Genomic DNA, 16,826 nt, shown 5'->3' on the forward strand with positions numbered 1-16,826 from the left:
AGAATGTATGAAATCAAAAATAAAGTCACTCTTCATATTTACGTTTTTTTTCCTTTTGTGCAGACAGGCGGCTTCAGCGGCTAATACAGATACCAGCTTGCTGATTTTGAAAAACGTAAATGTACTGGACGTCAATACAGGTAAATATCTGAAAGGGAGGAATGTTGCCATCTCGCAGGGAAGAATTCTGAGTATTGATGCTGGTAAAAAGATTTGGAAAAATGCTAAAGTAGTGGATCTGTCGGGCAAATATCTTATTCCCGGGTTAATAGATGGCCATGTCCATGTTTCTGCCCATAAAAAGAATAACATGGAAAACACTTACAGCCATTTAAATTACTATTTGCGCCATGGCGTAACCTCTGTTAGGGACGCTTCGGGAGATGGTGCGTCGTTACTAGCTGCGCAACGTGCCATTAATAATGGTGAGCGGCGGGGGGCAAGCGTATATTTTGCAGCCTTGATGGCTGGTGACTGGTATTTTAACAGAGACCTAAACTTAAGAAAGGACCCCTATTTGCCATGGGAACAGCTGGTCACCGAAAAAACCAATTTGGATAGTGCCATGCGTGTGGCAAAGGCTTGCGGGGCAACAGGTGTTAAACTATATCATTCATTTGATAAGGTGTTATTGCCTAAAGTTGTTGCCTCAGCGAAAGCTCAGGGACTTAAAACCTGGGGACATGTGATGATGTATCCAGCTAATCCCATTGACGTAGCTTCATCTGGTGTTGAAGTACTTTCGCATGTTTTTATGCTGGAGAATTTGGTAACCGATACTTTGTTTTTAAAAAGGAAAACGCCCATTAGTTATAAAGATAGTGTGATCAATAATTTTGATGTCAAACCTTTCTGCGATATTATGAAAGCCAATAATAGTATACTTGATGCTACACTTTGCGTCTCTGAGGAACGTGACCCTTGGATTTTCACATTGTTGAAAAAGATCTACAAAGAAGGTGTGGCCATAAGTGCTGGAACTGATCAGATCGTAGATCTTAAAAGACCTTATCCCAGGTTGCTGGATGAGTTGGAATCCTTTGTTGAAAAATGTGGTTTTAGTCCTATCGATGCGCTTAGATCCGCAACTATTGTTTCTTCGAGAGTAATTGGTCAGGAGAAAAATATAGGAACTATTGAAAATGGTAAAGTAGCAGACCTGCTGGTATTAAATGGTGATCCGTTAATTGATATGAGGAAACTTAGGGATATCAATATGGTTATTAAATTTGGTAAGATCGTAGATATAAAGTAGGCATTGTAAACCCTGTTTAGAAGTACACCATAAATCTTTTAATAAATTAGATATGAAAAATATTTCACTAAAAGCGGCCAGGCTTATACTGGCTTTAACTTTTCTTTGCTGCATGCTGTTTATTGCCCTAACTTCTGCATTCAAAGCCGATGGCTATGTGATTGAGGGAAATATTATTGCTCCGGATGGAGAGAAAGTATGGATCAGTTACGAATATTCGGGTAAGAAGTTTTTAGATTCCGCTGTAGTCAAAAACAACAAGGTCTTGCTTAAGGGCAGCTTGCCAGAAACGGTGTTGTGTACACTGAGCAACTCGTCCAATCAACAATCGAAGGTTATTTTACTGCAAAATGAGCATGTCAGGTTAATTGGTACTATGGCCAAATTTTACTATGCTGAAGTTTCAGGAGCTGCTGAAGATGCACTTTTCAACAAATTTAACAAGAAGAAATTCGTGCTAACCGGAGACTATAGAAAGGAGTTAGAAGCCAGTTCAACAGACTTTCACGATAGAGCAAGCCGCGTTTACCTTGATTTCCAACGCCGGCTTGATAGCTTAACGTTGGCCTTTGTAAAAGAAAATCCCAATGCTACTGCAGCTTCAATTGCCATTATTGGCAGTCACATGAACAGTACCAATGTACTGAAGGCAGAAGCTTGTTACGCGCAGCTAACTGGCCTTGCAAAACGTGGCTATTATGCAAAACGTATTAAGGCCTTTATTGATGCCTCTAAAGCCATTACCGTTGGTAAACAAGCTCCTAACTTTATATTAACAGATCTGGATGGCAAGACCTTTGAGCTTAGTAAATATAGGGGAAAGTATTTGTTTATAGATTTTTGGGCGAGCTGGTGTAAGCCATGTCGTGAGGAACATCCTTTGCTTAAAAAGTTAAATGCAGCTTATAAGGATCAGAACATACTGTTTGTGAGTATTTCAATGGAAGCAAGTGAAAAAAACTGGCGCCAGGCAGTAGCTGATGATGGCTTAAGCTGGATACAATTGAATGATCCGGGTGCATTGAAAGGCAGCTTAGCGAAAAGCTACTCTGTAATGGCATTACCTTGTAACTTTATTTTAGATCCTAATGGCAAGATCATCGCAACCAAGGCCAGGGGACAGGAATTGAGTGATTTCCTGCTAGAATTATTCAGTAAAAGCAAATAGTCAATCCATGTAAGTACTTTTATGTAGGTGTTTGGGCAACGCTGTTGATTAGGTATCGTTTGGCATATTCTTCTTAATATTTTCTAATATTGATGAGAATATTCCTTATTTTTACTAATGCTATGAATCAAGAAAGCAATTTGCTCACTAGAATCGCTCAAAAAGATGAAAATGCTTTCAAAATTGTTTATGAGGATTACCACTTAAAAATATATACGTACGCGCTGAAATACCTGAAATCTGACATAGAAGCTCAGGAAGTTATGCAAGAGGTATTTTTAAAATTATGGCTCAGGGATTCCAATGCCCTTTCCATAAATAATCTGGAACATTATCTTCGTATGCTTACCAGAAATCGGTCGCTGGATGTATTACGCCGTAAAGTTTTGGAAAATAATGCCGACTTAAATAAAGCCATAAATTGGAAAGAAGAGCATAACGATACAGAAGAATCAATTCTTCTGAATGATACGCAAAAGGTGCTGGACCAGGCAATCAACCTATTACCACCACAACAAAAACTGGTTTATAAGCTTTGCAGGGATGAGGGACTGAGCTACGATCAGGTTGCGGCGCAATTGAACTTGTCTCCGGCTACGGTGCATACCCACATGAAACTGGCCCTTAAATTTTTGAGAACTTACGTTCAGCAACACACGGATATTCTGGCTTTATTGGTTATTTTTAAATTATTTTAAAAATTAGCCATTTTTCATTACCCCCCTCCTTGCTCTCGTACGTTCTTATAATAAAGGGAGCTGCTGAACTTATTTGAATACTTGCATAACATGAGGAATACTGACAGGATAAAATACTTGCATCGACAATATATTTATAATAAGATGTCGGTAGCTGAATTAAAGGAGTGGAAGGCAATCATTAAAGATCCTTCTTCAGAAGAAGCGATTAGAACTTTGATGGATATCTATTGGACGGATTTGGAAAATGCAGATTATCAATCTCTGGCACCTGAAAAGTCTGCAGCTATGTATGATCAATTGATGGAACAATCTCAAAATGCCAGCGTCAAAACGCGGCCGTGGAGGTGGATTGGCGCAGCTGCAGCTATTATTTTTGTCTTCAGTTCTTTGCTTCTCTTTTATCAAAGTCCACAGCAATCTGCTATCGCTCCAGGAAAAAACACTGCTTTTTTAACATTATCCAATGGAAAGACCATTCGCCTAAGTGAATCCAAAGGTGCTGTAATTTTAGATGCCAGCAAGCTTAGCTACAGTGACGGCACTCCCCTTTCGAAAGACACGTTATCTTCTGGCCTTGTAGCAGACGCAGAATTTAGTATTACTACGCCAAGAGGTGGAACTTACGAAGTGATCTTAGCGGATGGAACACATGTGTGGTTAAATGCTGACAGTAAGTTAAAGTTTCCTAACAAATTTACTGGGAAACAGCGTTTAGTGAGTTTATATGGAGAAGGTTACTTTGAAGTAAGTCACAATGCTGCTATGCCATTTAGAGTGCTTACGGGGCATCAGCAAGTTGAGGTTTTGGGTACACATTTTAATGTAAATGCGTATCAGAACGAAAGTGAGATCAAAACCACTTTAATAGAAGGTGCTGTTAAAGTTTCGGAAAAAGGAACAAGCAAACTCTTATCGCCAGGATTTCAGGCTATTAATAATGATAAAGGAATTGAGGTTATAAAAGTTGATCCAGCTATTTCTATCGCATGGAAAAACAAGCAATTTCTTTTCGAAGGACAAAACATAAAAATCATTATGCGAATGCTTCAGCGTTGGTATAATGTGGATGTGATTTATAGCGGCGAAATAACCACAGATACCTTTAGTGGAGGTGTGTCCAGATTTAATAATCTATCTGAAGTGTTAAGTTCTTTAGAATCAACCGGAAAGGTTAAATTTAGACTTATAGGAAGACAAGTGTATGTTTCCATGTAAAATTGGCCCTATTGCAATTGTATAACAAAAATGTTCAACTAAAACTAAAAAGAATGGCAAAACAACTACGACAGAGAAATTAAGAAAAAAACCAGACTTAAATAAAAGTCTGGTTTAGGATTGGCTCCGGCCAAAAAAAAATCAACCGTTTAACCCGCAGGATGCCCATGCTTCGAAACCTAAGCAAACTGCAAAAACCAACTAAACAAATGTATAGAAATTATACCAGGAAACTAGGTGTACCTTCATCCGTATGCCATAAAATTTTGCTAATTATGCGATTAACCACCGTACTGTTACTAGCATCTCTGTTACAGGTCAGCGCCTCAGGATTAGCCCAGAAAATAACTGTGTCCAAGTCCAGTGCTTCTTTGAAATCTGTGTTAAAGGAAATTAGTGCGCAGAGCGGCTACTTATTTCTATATAGCGATGCTGTAATGAACCAGGCTATACCGGTAGATATCGATGTGAAAAATAAAAAAATAGAAGAAGTTCTAGAAGTGATCTTTGATAATCAGCCTTTATCTTATAATGTAAACAAAACGACCATTACGCTGAGAGGAAAAGGACATGGCAGTATTCTCGAAAGTGTGAGTGCCCTACTGTCAGCAAGGGACATACAAGGGCGTGTTGTTAATGACGACGGAATCCCTATATCCGGGGTAAATGTGAGGAAAAGGAGTGGTGGGAGAAGTGTGATCACGGATGCTAAAGGTGCATTTGCGATCAACGTTGATGACGATAAGACTGTTTTGGTTTTTTCTTATGTCGGATATCTGAATAAAGAGGCGATTGCAAAGCCGGGAATGGTGGTGACTATGAACGCATCATCTAACAAGCTGGACGAGACAGTGGTGGTAGGTTATGGTACCACACGAAGGCGGGATCTGACAGGTTCTGTAAGTTCCATAAACGTAGAAGAGGTTAGAGATGCTCCATTTGCGGCAATTGATCAGGCCCTGTCTGGAAAATCTGCGGGGGTTCAGGTTGTGCAATCAGACGGATCGCCTGGCGGAGCAGCAAAAATCAGGATACGCGGGGGGACTTCTTTAATTGGTGGAAATGATCCGCTTTATATTGTAGATGGCGTACAGGTGCAGGTACAGAATAATTTCCTGCAAACTGCAGCGGATGTGGTTTCACCGGTGGAGCGTGCTGGAGCCGATAGCCCAAACAATGCTGTTTCTGGAGCATTCGCCAGAGCACTTAACAGCTTGGGGGGACTGAATATAAACGATATTGAGTCAATAGATATTTTAAAGGATGCATCGGCGACTGCAATTTACGGATCAAGAGCTGCAAATGGCGTTGTAATTATTACCACAAAAAAAGGCAAATATAATCAAAAGGCCACTTTAGAGACGAATTATTACACGAATATAAGTTCTGCCAGAGCTGAAAAGCTGCTGAATCGGGATCAATATATGACAATTTTGAAGGAGGGTGCGGTTAACTTAAATACGGCAAGAGCTGCAAGAAATTTGGCGGCAGATCCGGTTGCTACAAATATCATTTCAGGTGCATTTTTTGAAGGTGGCGATACCAACTGGATGGATCTTGTTTTGAGAACTGGTTTTACGCAGAATGCCGATATTTCAGTTCGTGGAGGAGGTATTGGTTCCAGGTACTACACGTCATTAGCTTATATGAAAAATAACGGTGTGGTAAAAGGGACTGATTTTAGTCGTATCGGTGGAAAAGTTAGTTTGGATAATGACATTACAGCGCGGTTACACATTAGCACGAACCTTGATTTTGGTTTTACATCAAATAATGTTTCAAATGGAGTATATACGCAAGCGTTATACGCTCCGCCAACGTTTAGCCCGTACAATGCAGATGGCAGTGTAAAGGTAATCGCTCCAGCATCTTTAAATGCCTATGCGTATCAGGGATTTCAAAATCCATTGTTTTTATTGCAGGGTATCAATAAAGCAAGTGCTCAGTCCTTAATCGGATCAATATCCGGGGAGTATGATATTTTAAAATCACTCAAATTTAAAAGTACCGTATCGATTAATTACAATACAAACAATCAAAATAATTTTGTGCCTAGTACTGTGTCAATTGCAACCTCTAGTGGTTCTGGTACTTCTGGAAACGGTATTGCTACTCAAGGGCAGTCTCAAACCACCAATTTGTTCTATGAGAATACCCTGTCCTGGGACAAGGCTTTCAACGAGAACCACAGGGTAAACGTGTTGGTTGGTACTTCCTGGAATATTTTCAAGTCAAAGTCATTTACGGCAAGTGGACAAGGTTTTCCAGATGATATATTTTTGAATAACCTTTCCTCAGCTTCGATCACGCTTCCTTCAACTGGTGTGCGAGGTCAGAACTCGCTACTTAGTTTTTATGCCAGAGCAAATTATTCCATGTTTGACAAATATATCTTTACTTTCACAGGTAGGGCAGATGCGTCCTCGAAATTTCCGAAGAACAACCGGGTTGGCTATTTTCCTTCAGCAGGGCTGGCCTGGAGAATCTCGAGCGAGAAATTTATGAAAGATATCAAATGGATTGATGAGGTAAAAATTCGCGCGAGTGCGGGTTATACAGGTACTCAAAACATTGGCGACAATCTTTTTTATTCGTTGTTTTCCCCGGTTTCATACGCAGGCCTTCCTGGCTTATCTCCAACCCAATTAGGTAACGATGGAATCAAATGGGAATCTACCTTACAGAAGGATGCCGGGATAGATTTTTCGATTTTAAAGTCGCGGCTTAGGGGTGGTATTGGTATGTATAAAAAGAAAACCACAGGTCTTCTTTTCCAGACTTCTGTAGCTCCTAGTTCTGGATTTACAGGTGCCACTGCAAATGTGGCAAGTCTGCAAAATGTGGGCTTGGAATTAGAGCTATCCGGAGAATTTCTGCGCAAGAAAAATTTCCAGTGGTCTGGATCTTTTAACATATCAGGTAACCGGTCAAAGGTGCTTAAACTGCCTTCAAATTTGGGTAACTCTGCAGATCCTTCCATGTACCGCTACGGAAATACAGTATTGAAGTTGGGCGAACCTATCGGTTTATTATATGGGAAAACTTTTGACGGAATTATTCAGAACCAGGCTGAATTAGATGCTTATAAAAAAGTAAGCAGAAATGCCAATAGTGCGGCTTATTTTGGGATTGGTGATGCTCGTTATGTATTAACAGGAGTTCCGAGCAGCGCTACTAATCCTCTTCAGAGTTATAAAGATGATGTGATTGGCCACGCTATGCCTGATTTTTACGGTGGGTATACCAACACCTTATCTTTCAAGAATTTTTCACTATCAACACTGTTCACTTTTTCTAAGGGCAATGAAATCTTTTACTTAGCAGATGCTCAAAATACGGACCTCAGCACGCGTACAAACAAAGGTGTCAGGATCCTTGATCGATGGACGCCGGAAAATCCAACGGCAACACGTCCAAGGTTAATCTTGGGACAATCTGACTTTGCATATACCAACAGTAATAACATTTATGATGCCTCATTTTTAAGAGTTAAATCGGCTACTTTAAGTTACCAGTTACCTAAAAGGTTACTGAGTAAACTAGGCATTAGTAAAGCTTATATATACACTTCAGCGACAAACCTATTTACCATAACGGGTTATCCAGGTGCCGATCCGGAAGTGAGTAACGATCCATATAGCCTTATTGGGGGTTACAGCGATGTTGGTGGTTATCCAACTGTTAAGCAATATAGTTTTGGTATTCGTTGTGCACTTTAATCAAAAATAACATGAAAAATTTATTTATCTCTATATCTTTAAGTATTGTTGCGGTCATCGGATTCTCCAGTTGTGAAAAGGAACTGGGTGCACTTCCGGGAAATGCAAAGGTTGATGGCAATTCAGTCTTTGATCAAGCTACTGCGCAAATAGCACTTAACGGCGTCTATTATAATTTTGCCAATGCGAGTACCATAAAAAATGATTGGATGAATCATCAGGTGGTCCCTGGAAGTTTATCAGGTCACATACAATACGGAATTGGTGCTACACCGCTTGAAACAAACGAAAATACACAATTACTCAATGCTGGGTACTATTGGCTGGAATCCTATAAAATTCTTAATGCCGCAAATGGATTGCTTAAAAATGTAATGGCTTTGCCGGATAATAAGTTTACTGGCAACAGGAAGAATGAGATCCTGGCTGAAGCCCGGTTTTTGAGGGCTTACGCGCACCTGAAACTTTTGACGTATTATGCTGAATGGTATAAAATGGACAGTCAGTACGGTGTGCTTTTAAGAGATCAGGTAGTGACCTTAACCACTACCGAAAAAGCCAGGTCAAGTGTAAAGGAAAGTTATGATTTTATTACTTCGGATTTGGATTTTGCTATCACTAACGCGCCTGCAGCTAATCCCAATTATTACGTTACGAAATGGGCTGCAATGGCTTTAAAAATTAAAATGTTAATGCTGAGAAACACTTCTGCAGATTATGCAGAGGTGATATCTTTGGCTAATACCATTACTTCGGGAAGCCCATTTGTTCTGGAGGCAAGGGCGGAGGATATCTTTCACACGAAAGGTTTGGCCAGTACCGAAGTTATTCTGGGACTTAAGCCACAGGCCAACCAGATTTCTGATCCATATAGTAAAAGCAGAAACTATTTTCCCGCAGCATCCGCTTTATGGGTAGCATCAGCAGGATTAAAAAATCTTTACGCCAATGATCCAAGGGGCGCATGGATGATAGGGACCGCTACACCTTACACGGCACTTTATGCTCCCGGTACCTCCTATTTTATGAAATACATCTTGCAGGGAGGCGTGCCCACAACAGTTTCAGAGACCGATTATCCTTTACGTCTAACTGAAGTGTATTTGTTGAAAGCTGAGGCCATTGTACGTTCAGGTGGTAGCCTTTCTGATGCGAAGGCATTGGTTCATACCATTCAGCAAAAGGCAGGTATTACTGCTACCGCTAATAACACAAACTATTTAGCCGTAGAAAGTGCGACAAATGCTGCTGATTTGTTGGTAGAAATCTACAAAGAAACGGTACGAAGTCTTGTTGCTGAAGATGGCTCGGAGTGGACTTCATTGCTTAGATTGCCAATGTCGACCATCACACAGTTTAAGCCATCGCTCACAAAACAAACACAGTTTATATTTCCTGTTCCGGCTACGGAATTTTTGACCAATTCGCTTTTTGGAGATCAAAATCCTGGCTACCCTAAAAACTAAGATGAATCCCCGTCAAATCACTAATTGGCGGGGATCAATAAAGGAAACAGTGTTTGTCTCACCGTAAATTACACGAAATGAAAATGATAAAATTTAAAGTCCCGAGGCCGTTAAAGGTAATTGCGTCAATTGCCCTTACTTATTTCTTACTCACAGCTGCCTCTTTTAGTGCGCATGCCCAGAAGGGTACTGCGACACTGGTTGTTGGAGATGCAGCCCCGCCAATAAGATTTTCAAAATGGCTTAAGGGAAAGCCATTGAAGGCTTTCGAGAAAGACCAGATGTATGTTTTGGAATTTTGGGCTACCTGGTGTGGTCCCTGCATTGCTGCCATGCCGGGACTTTCTGAGTTTGCGAGAAAGCATCCGGAAGTGACTGTGATTGCTTATAACGTTTGGGAAAAAGTAGGCGCGAGACCATATGAATCAGCCTTGCCTAATGTTGAAAAATTTGTAAAAAGCATGGGGGATAAAATGGACTTTAATGTTGCTGCCGACAATAATGAACAGTTTGTGTCTGAAAATTGGCTGAAAAATGCTGGAGTTACGGGCATTCCTGCTACCATGGTGGTTAAAGATAATAAATTGATTTGGATGGGTTCTCCTGGGGGACTAGAAGCCTTGTTAGAATCGATTAGAAAGGGCAGGTTTGATATGGCTCCAAAAGCATCAGAAGAACAGCGGGCTAAAGTTGCTGCCAATATTAAGAATCAGGATGCAATGCTGGAACCCTATAATAAAGCCATAGCACTAAAAGATTACAAAGCTGCAATTGCCGCCCTTGATAAACTGCTTGCTGATGATCCGACATTATCTTACGGTATAAACATGAAGAAGTTCACGACTTTGCTGGATTTTGGAGAAGAGCAAAAGGCCGTTGAGGTTGCAAGAAATTTCCTGAAAACTACCACTACAGGCGGTAATACTGTTTCGAATTTCGGAATTGCAATTGCCGATCGTTCAGGTCTTAAACCAGAGACCTATCTTTTTGGGGTTGAATGCCTTCAAACCTACATTTCAAGAAGTACTAGCGAGCCTATTCCGTTAGTGTATGATTATATTGCTCAATGTTATTTTCTGGCTGGTGATTATAACAGTGCTGCAAAAAATCAGCAAACCGCTTTTGTGAATGCCCGTGAGGGTTTGGCTGCTGGCAAATGGGCGGGCAGGATCACCAAAGAACTTGTTAGCCAGTATGAGGAAACTTTAAAAGAGTACCAAGTTAAGGCGAGTAAAAAATAGACACGGTGATCGCAAATTAATCATAAAGACATGAATAAAATCATTAAACTCGCATTAGCGTTTACGTTGATGAGTAATGCTACATATTGTATAGCACAAGATTTCTCTCTTGAGGGAGAGCTGAAAAATTTTACAGGATCATCTGTAACGCTTAATGTGAACAAGCAACATGCAGGTAGACCGGAGGCCATAAGCATTCCGGTAAAAGCTGGGAAATTTAAGTATAGTGGTAGTAGGCTGCGTTCCCCTTATATGTCATCGTTAATGATTGAGCCGCAAAAGCAAATTCAGTTGGTTTTGTATAATGAACCGATAAAAATACTAGCCGATGTGAATGATTTAACGTCAGCAAAAATTTCCGGTGGCGGGCAGATCAATCAGTACAATGAGTATACACAAGCTACAAAGGAAATTGATGAGCAGATCAAGGCAATGTTGCCAAATTTACGGGACATTGACCGTGCTTCAGCGAAAGGTAAGCTTTTGATGGAGCAATACTATGCACTGAGTAAGCAATTGGAAATAAAGGCAGCATCGTTCATTGAAAAAAATCCGTCTTCAGGCTTGTCACCATATCTTCTTTGGTCTCAAAGGTTAGACCCTGAAAAAGAGATCAAGCTTTATAGTGCATTGGATTCAAATTTATTGGCCGATAATTCATATTTCAAGTTCATTAGCCCTAGTATGGTAGCACAGCGGAATACATGGATAGGCAAGGCTCTTCCCAAATTGTCTCAGGCAGATACGTCAGGTAAAATGGTGTCATTAACCGACTTCAATGGAAAATATCTTTTAATCGATTTCTGGGCATCCTGGTGCGTGCCTTGCAGGGCAGCTAATCCTGGGATGGTTAAGCTGTATAATCGCTTTAAAGATAAAAATTTCACTATTCTAGGTATATCACTTGATAAAGCGGCAGACCGGGAAAAATGGATTGGGGCTATCAAACACGATGGTTTGACCTGGAATCATGTCTCAGATCTGAAATATTGGGATAATGAAATTTCACGCGCCTTTGGCTTAACCAGTATTCCAGCAACAGTTCTCGTAGATCCATCGGGCAAGATCATTGCACGTGATCTATCAGAAGGACAATTGGAAGAGGTACTTGAAAAAAAATTGAATTAATACTTACACACAATGATAAAAAGAATAGGCATTTTGCTGGTGGCCATGTTTATGATGGTAGCTATTTCCAGTGCTCAGGTAAAACCCTTTACCCTTAAAGGCACAATAACCGGGAAAACTGCTGGTAAAATCTATCTCGGTTACGAGGTAAACGGCAAATTAAATATTGACAGTACAATCGTTGAAAACGGGAGGTTCTGGTTTAAAGGAAATATTGAGGGCGTGACTGAAGCAAAGGTGATGGTTGTAAAAAAGCCATCCAGGATAAGTGATTCCTTTAAGCTTTACATAAGTCCAGGAATACAAACGCTTTCCATCAATTCTGACGATCTTTCAAATTCAACCCTTAGCGGCACTGCTGTAGCCGAAGAAATGGTGAATTTGAAAGCATTTAAAGCCGATATTTCACCAGAATTTTCAAAAGCGATGAACAATTTGGAGGAGGCTTTTTTTGCCTACGCTAAGGCTCAGCAAAACAAAGCGGATGATGCAACCCTTAATAAGCTTAAGAACGAAAGGGATGTCTTAAGAAACAAAGTACTTCCACTAAATTCACTGATGCAGGAAAGGGAATGTGCATACATGGATAAATACCCCAGTGGCTACTTAACCGCATTTTTGTTAAAAGAGAATTTGAATACGCCTGAAGCCTCGAAGCGCTTTAATCTATTGTCAGCCGAGGTGGCCAATAGCCCAATTGGGAGAAATATAAAGAAGGAATTGGACGTAATTGCAGGGGGAGCTGTTGGTGCTATGGCTCCAGAATTTTCATCAACCGAACTTCGCGGTGATAAATTAAGTCTTTCTGATTATAAAGGAAAGTATGTACTGTTGGATTTTTGGGCTTCATGGTGTGTGCCTTGCAGGGCTGGAAATCCACATTTGTTGGCATTATACGGCAAGTACAAGGACAAAGGTTTTGAAATTATAGGTATATCTGACGATGATACTGCGAAACCCGCCTGGAAAAAGGCAATTGAGGATGATAAGATAGGAGTATGGAAACATGTGTTACGGGGATTAAAGAGATTGCCGGATGGAGGCTTCGATCGAAGTAAAGCAATTACAACTCCATATTCAGTCGGATCTTATCCAACAAAAATATTGATCGACAACAAGGGCATCATTATAGGCCGATATAGTGGGGAGGATCGTGGCATGGATGACTTGCTTGAAAAAATTTTTAAATAATTTGGATTACGCAGCTTACAGAGATTGTAAGCTGCAATTTCAATGCTGTTACCACATAATTTGTTAAATAAATAACCTGCATCGCCTAAATGCTCTTAGGATACGGCTACCCGTGGTATATTGAACCTAATAGAACAAGGTGTAATGCTGAAAGAAAAAGGCGGAGGACGCAGCACTAGCTATGTTTTGAACATCTGACGGGGTTAACTCAATAGTATGCTTAACAAAGGAAAAAATATTTGCACTCCGCAGTATTTGGTATTGTTCATTGATCCCTTTATTTTGTATCTGTTTTTTACAAAAAGCGAAAAAGCCTCTAGATGTAAATCTAGAGGCTTTTAATCTGTAGCGGGGAGCAGGATCGAACTGCCGACCTCAGGGTTATGAATCCTGCGCTCTAACCATCTGAGCTACCCCGCCGGGCTTTTGGTTATTAAAAAACCAGGCTGATTTTTTAAAGAGTTGCAAATATAGAATAATTTACTTTTCTTTAGAAACAAAATAATGAAAATTGTTAAAATAACTCAAATTACATAAGGGTCGCAGATGTCAGAAAAGAAAAAGTTCACATTAGAATATGAGTTAAAATCCTCACCACGAATATTGTTCTCGTTTATCAGTGAGCCGAATGGTCTGTCGCAATGGTTTGCCGATGATGTGGTATTTAAAGACCAGGTTTACATCTTTTCATGGGATGATGAGGTTCAAAAGGCCAAACTGCTTAGCATAAAGGAGAACAAACTAGTTAAATTTAAATGGCTGGATGACGAACCTCATTGCTATTTTGAAATGGAAATCATCCAGGACGAGCTAACCAATGACGTTGCACTGGCCATTACAGATTTTGCAACCGAGGATACCCTAAAGGAACGTACGTTGATCTGGGATAATCAAATAACTTACCTGCACAGTGTAATTGGTGCTTAATTTTTCTGCTCCTTTGCCTACCTTTGTATCTTGAAAAAGATTCATTTACTGCTGATCAAAGCATTTGTTAAACCGTTTATCGTCACATTTTTTATTGTGATGTTTATCCTTTTAATGCTTTTCCTTTTTAAATACGTAGACGATTTAATAGGAAAGGGCTTTGAATGGTATATGATTTTGGAGCTGATGTTTTACGCATCTGCTGCCAATGTTTCCATGGCTTTACCATTGGCCATTCTTTTGTCTTCTATCTCCACTTTTGGGACCCTGGGAGAAAACTATGAGCTGGTGGCCATTAAATCAGCTGGTATTTCTTTACGAAGTGCCATGAAGCCTTTGTTTATCTGTATTATATTCATCGCCATTGGCTCCTTTCTCTTTTCAGATTATATGCTGCCAAAAGCCAATCTGAAGTTCGGCTCCCTGCTTTGGGATGTTCGTAATAAAAAGCTCTCCTTTCTAATTAAAGAAGGTGTTTTCAATAACAGTATTCCCGGATATTCTATCAGGGTAGATAAAAAATACGAGGACGGTCGTTTAGAAGGCATCATGATTTACGACCACAGTGGAAACAACGGCATTGCTAAAATTATCATTGCAAAAGATGGTAAAATGGGTAAGACCGCTGATGAAAAATATTTAATTTTAAAGCTCAATAATGGTGTAAGGTACGAGGAATCTGCAGGTAAAAGCACTTCATATAACCCCAGGCAGGAACTCTATCGAATGCGTTTTAAAGAAACAGAACAGAAATTCGACTTCTCTAGTTTTAAGCTTGGCAAGACTGACGAGAATAGCTTTAGGGGCAATACCGCAATGCTAAACTTAAAAGGATTGAGCAGAAAAGCAGATTCGTTAAAGAGAGAGCTAGATAGTATAAACAATTTCTCCAATACCGTTTTGGCAAGTTATTACAAGCAAAACAATGCCAATAAAGGATATACCAAAATTGTTATTCCCCCAAAAAAAATAGAAGGAGATATTCTTAAAACCATTCCGAAGAACCAACAATTGGGCGCAGTACAGAGCGCACTGGATCAGGCGCAATCCATTAGCCAAACGTTGAGCAATAAGGTGCCAGATCATGACGATCGCGTAAAAAATATCATCAAAGCAAGAGTAGAATACCAGCGTAAATTTACCCTCGCCGTATCCTGTATCCTGCTGTTTTTTATCGGGGCGCCACTCGGGGCTATCATCAGAAAAGGTGGTTTGGGTTTGCCAGTAGTAATGGCTATCGTATTTTTCTTAATTTACCACATCATTTCTACCGTAGCAGAAAAGTCGGCAAATCAGGGCAACATCAATCCAATTCTGGGAATCTGGCTGGCCATCATAGTATTGAGCCCCTTGGGTGCATTTCTAACCTATAAAGCTACGGCAGATTCTGCGCTGTTCGATATCGGTGCTTACAAGGTGTTTTTTGCAAACCTCTTTAAAAAGAAATCAAAAGGTGGCCAGATCAGCAGCTAATTTTGATTACTTAGCCATGATATTTTTAAAGCGTAAATATATATTTAGGTTGTAACTTTGTTTCATCATTCTATAGCAGCAGAAATTGCTTTTCAGGTGCTAAGAATACTAATATTCATAAAATGGACACTATACTGAATACAATAGAAGAAGCTATTGCAGATATAAAAGATGGTAAAATCATAATTGTTGTTGATGATGAAGACAGGGAGAACGAAGGAGACTTCTTAACTGCCGCCGGCAACGCAACTCCAGAGGTGATTAACTTTATGGCTACCTATGGCCGCGGATTGATCTGTGCGCCTTTAACCGAGCAAAGATGTGATGAGTTGGAACTTGAGTTGATGGTGGGTAAAAACACTGCTGCTTATGAAACCAACTTTACGGTATCGGTTGACCTTGTAGGTCATGGTTGTACAACAGGTATCTCTGCCTCAGACCGCTCTAAAACAATATTGGCGCTGGTAAATCCAGATACTGACCCTGCAGAATTGGGCAGGCCGGGACACATTTTCCCATTGCGCGCTAAAGACGGCGGCGTATTGAGAAGGTCTGGACATACTGAAGCTGCGGTAGATTTGGCCATGCTTGCGGGTATGGAACCTGCTGGCGTACTGGTAGAGATTATGAAGGATGATGGTGAAATGGCACGCATGCCCGATTTGATTAAAATTGCAGCACAGCACCAGCTTAAAATTATCTCCATTAAAGATTTGATCGCTTACCGATTGAGTAAGGAGAGTTTGATTAAACAAGAGGTTACCGTAAACCTGCCTACCCAATGGGGAGATTTTAAAATGACGGCTTATACTCAGCTGGATAATGGCGCCAATCACCTGGCCTTAACAAAGGGAGAGTGGAAGGAAGATGAGCCCGTATTGGTACGTGTACATAGTTCTTGTGTAACAGGCGATATTTTTGGCTCATGCCGTTGTGATTGCGGGCCGCAGTTGCACAAAGCAATGGAGATGATTCAGAAAGAAGGTAAAGGCATCATTGTTTACATGAATCAGGAAGGTCGTGGTATAGGCCTGATCAATAAACTGAGGTCATATAACTTACAGGATGCTGGTTTTGATACGGTAGAAGCCAATATTAAATTGGGCTTTAAGGGAGACGAACGTGATTACGGCGTAGGGGCACAGATATTAAGAGATCAGGGGGTAACCAAAATGCGCCTGCTCTCTAATAATCCAACTAAACGTGCCGGCCTCATTGGCTACGATTTAGAGATTGTAGAAAACATTGCGATAGAGATAGAAAGTAATGTCCACAATGAGTCTTATTTAAAGACCAAAAGAGATAAAATGGGACACCAGATTATGAAAGGATAAAATCATTT

The 16,826-nt window shown here is 40.3% G+C and carries 12 protein-coding genes and 1 tRNA gene; 12 read left to right on the plus strand and 1 reads right to left on the minus strand.

Annotated elements, in window-relative coordinates; all coding sequences use genetic code 11:
* Nucleotides 1-7 precede the first annotated feature (7 nt).
* The 9 genes from LPB86_RS07650 to LPB86_RS07690 all read left to right on the plus strand — a co-directional run bounded on the left by LPB86_RS07650 (nucleotide 8) and on the right by LPB86_RS07690 (nucleotide 13,084).
* On the plus strand, nucleotides 8-1,255 hold the full coding sequence (locus LPB86_RS07650) for an amidohydrolase family protein (protein WP_230642173.1): 1,248 nt from the start codon (nucleotides 8-10) through the stop codon (nucleotides 1,253-1,255).
* 52 nt (nucleotides 1,256-1,307) lie between these two features.
* Nucleotides 1,308-2,423, plus strand: coding sequence for a TlpA disulfide reductase family protein (locus LPB86_RS07655; RefSeq protein ID WP_230642174.1), 1,116 nt, complete (start codon nucleotides 1,308-1,310; stop codon nucleotides 2,421-2,423).
* 122 nt (nucleotides 2,424-2,545) lie between these two features.
* Entirely contained in the window at nucleotides 2,546-3,121 is a 576-nt protein-coding gene (locus LPB86_RS07660; protein ID WP_230642175.1) for an RNA polymerase sigma factor, read from the plus strand.
* Between the two features lie 144 nt (nucleotides 3,122-3,265).
* A complete protein-coding gene (locus tag LPB86_RS07665; RefSeq protein ID WP_230642176.1) occupies nucleotides 3,266-4,339 on the plus strand; it encodes a FecR family protein in 1,074 nt (357 codons plus the stop codon).
* A gap of 209 nt (nucleotides 4,340-4,548) precedes the next feature.
* Nucleotides 4,549-8,058, plus strand: coding sequence for a TonB-dependent receptor (locus tag LPB86_RS07670; protein WP_230642177.1), 3,510 nt, complete (start codon nucleotides 4,549-4,551; stop codon nucleotides 8,056-8,058).
* Between the two features lie 11 nt (nucleotides 8,059-8,069).
* A complete protein-coding gene (locus tag LPB86_RS07675) occupies nucleotides 8,070-9,524 on the plus strand; it encodes a RagB/SusD family nutrient uptake outer membrane protein (RefSeq protein WP_230642178.1) in 1,455 nt (484 codons plus the stop codon).
* 77 nt (nucleotides 9,525-9,601) lie between these two features.
* Entirely contained in the window at nucleotides 9,602-10,765 is a 1,164-nt protein-coding gene (locus LPB86_RS07680) for a thioredoxin domain-containing protein (protein ID WP_230642179.1), read from the plus strand.
* Nucleotides 10,766-10,795: 30 nt separating this feature from the next.
* The gene (locus tag LPB86_RS07685) at nucleotides 10,796-11,893 is read left to right on the plus strand and encodes a TlpA disulfide reductase family protein (RefSeq protein WP_230642180.1); all 1,098 of its coding nucleotides are present in this window, start codon (nucleotides 10,796-10,798) and stop codon (nucleotides 11,891-11,893) included.
* A gap of 12 nt (nucleotides 11,894-11,905) precedes the next feature.
* Nucleotides 11,906-13,084, plus strand: coding sequence for a TlpA disulfide reductase family protein (locus LPB86_RS07690; protein ID WP_230642181.1), 1,179 nt, complete (start codon nucleotides 11,906-11,908; stop codon nucleotides 13,082-13,084).
* A gap of 346 nt (nucleotides 13,085-13,430) precedes the next feature.
* Here LPB86_RS07690 and LPB86_RS07695 read toward each other — a convergent pair.
* Nucleotides 13,431-13,504, minus strand: a tRNA-Met gene (locus LPB86_RS07695).
* A gap of 126 nt (nucleotides 13,505-13,630) precedes the next feature.
* On the opposite strand from LPB86_RS07695, the gene LPB86_RS07700 reads away from it, so the two are divergent.
* From LPB86_RS07700 to LPB86_RS07710, 3 genes are all read left to right on the plus strand, one after another.
* Nucleotides 13,631-14,011, plus strand: a complete 381-nt coding sequence (locus LPB86_RS07700) for an START-like domain-containing protein (protein ID WP_230642182.1) — start codon at nucleotides 13,631-13,633, stop codon at nucleotides 14,009-14,011.
* A gap of 30 nt (nucleotides 14,012-14,041) precedes the next feature.
* Nucleotides 14,042-15,484 (plus strand): LptF/LptG family permease, encoded by a 1,443-nt coding sequence (locus LPB86_RS07705; protein WP_230642183.1) that lies wholly within the window; start codon nucleotides 14,042-14,044, stop codon nucleotides 15,482-15,484.
* Nucleotides 15,485-15,606: 122 nt separating this feature from the next.
* On the plus strand, nucleotides 15,607-16,818 hold the full coding sequence (locus LPB86_RS07710; protein WP_255695491.1) for a bifunctional 3,4-dihydroxy-2-butanone-4-phosphate synthase/GTP cyclohydrolase II: 1,212 nt from the start codon (nucleotides 15,607-15,609) through the stop codon (nucleotides 16,816-16,818).
* Nucleotides 16,819-16,826: the final 8 nt, after the last annotated feature.

This window comes from Pedobacter sp. MC2016-14 (genome assembly GCF_020991475.1).
Classification (GTDB): Bacteria; Bacteroidota; Bacteroidia; order Sphingobacteriales; family Sphingobacteriaceae; genus Pedobacter.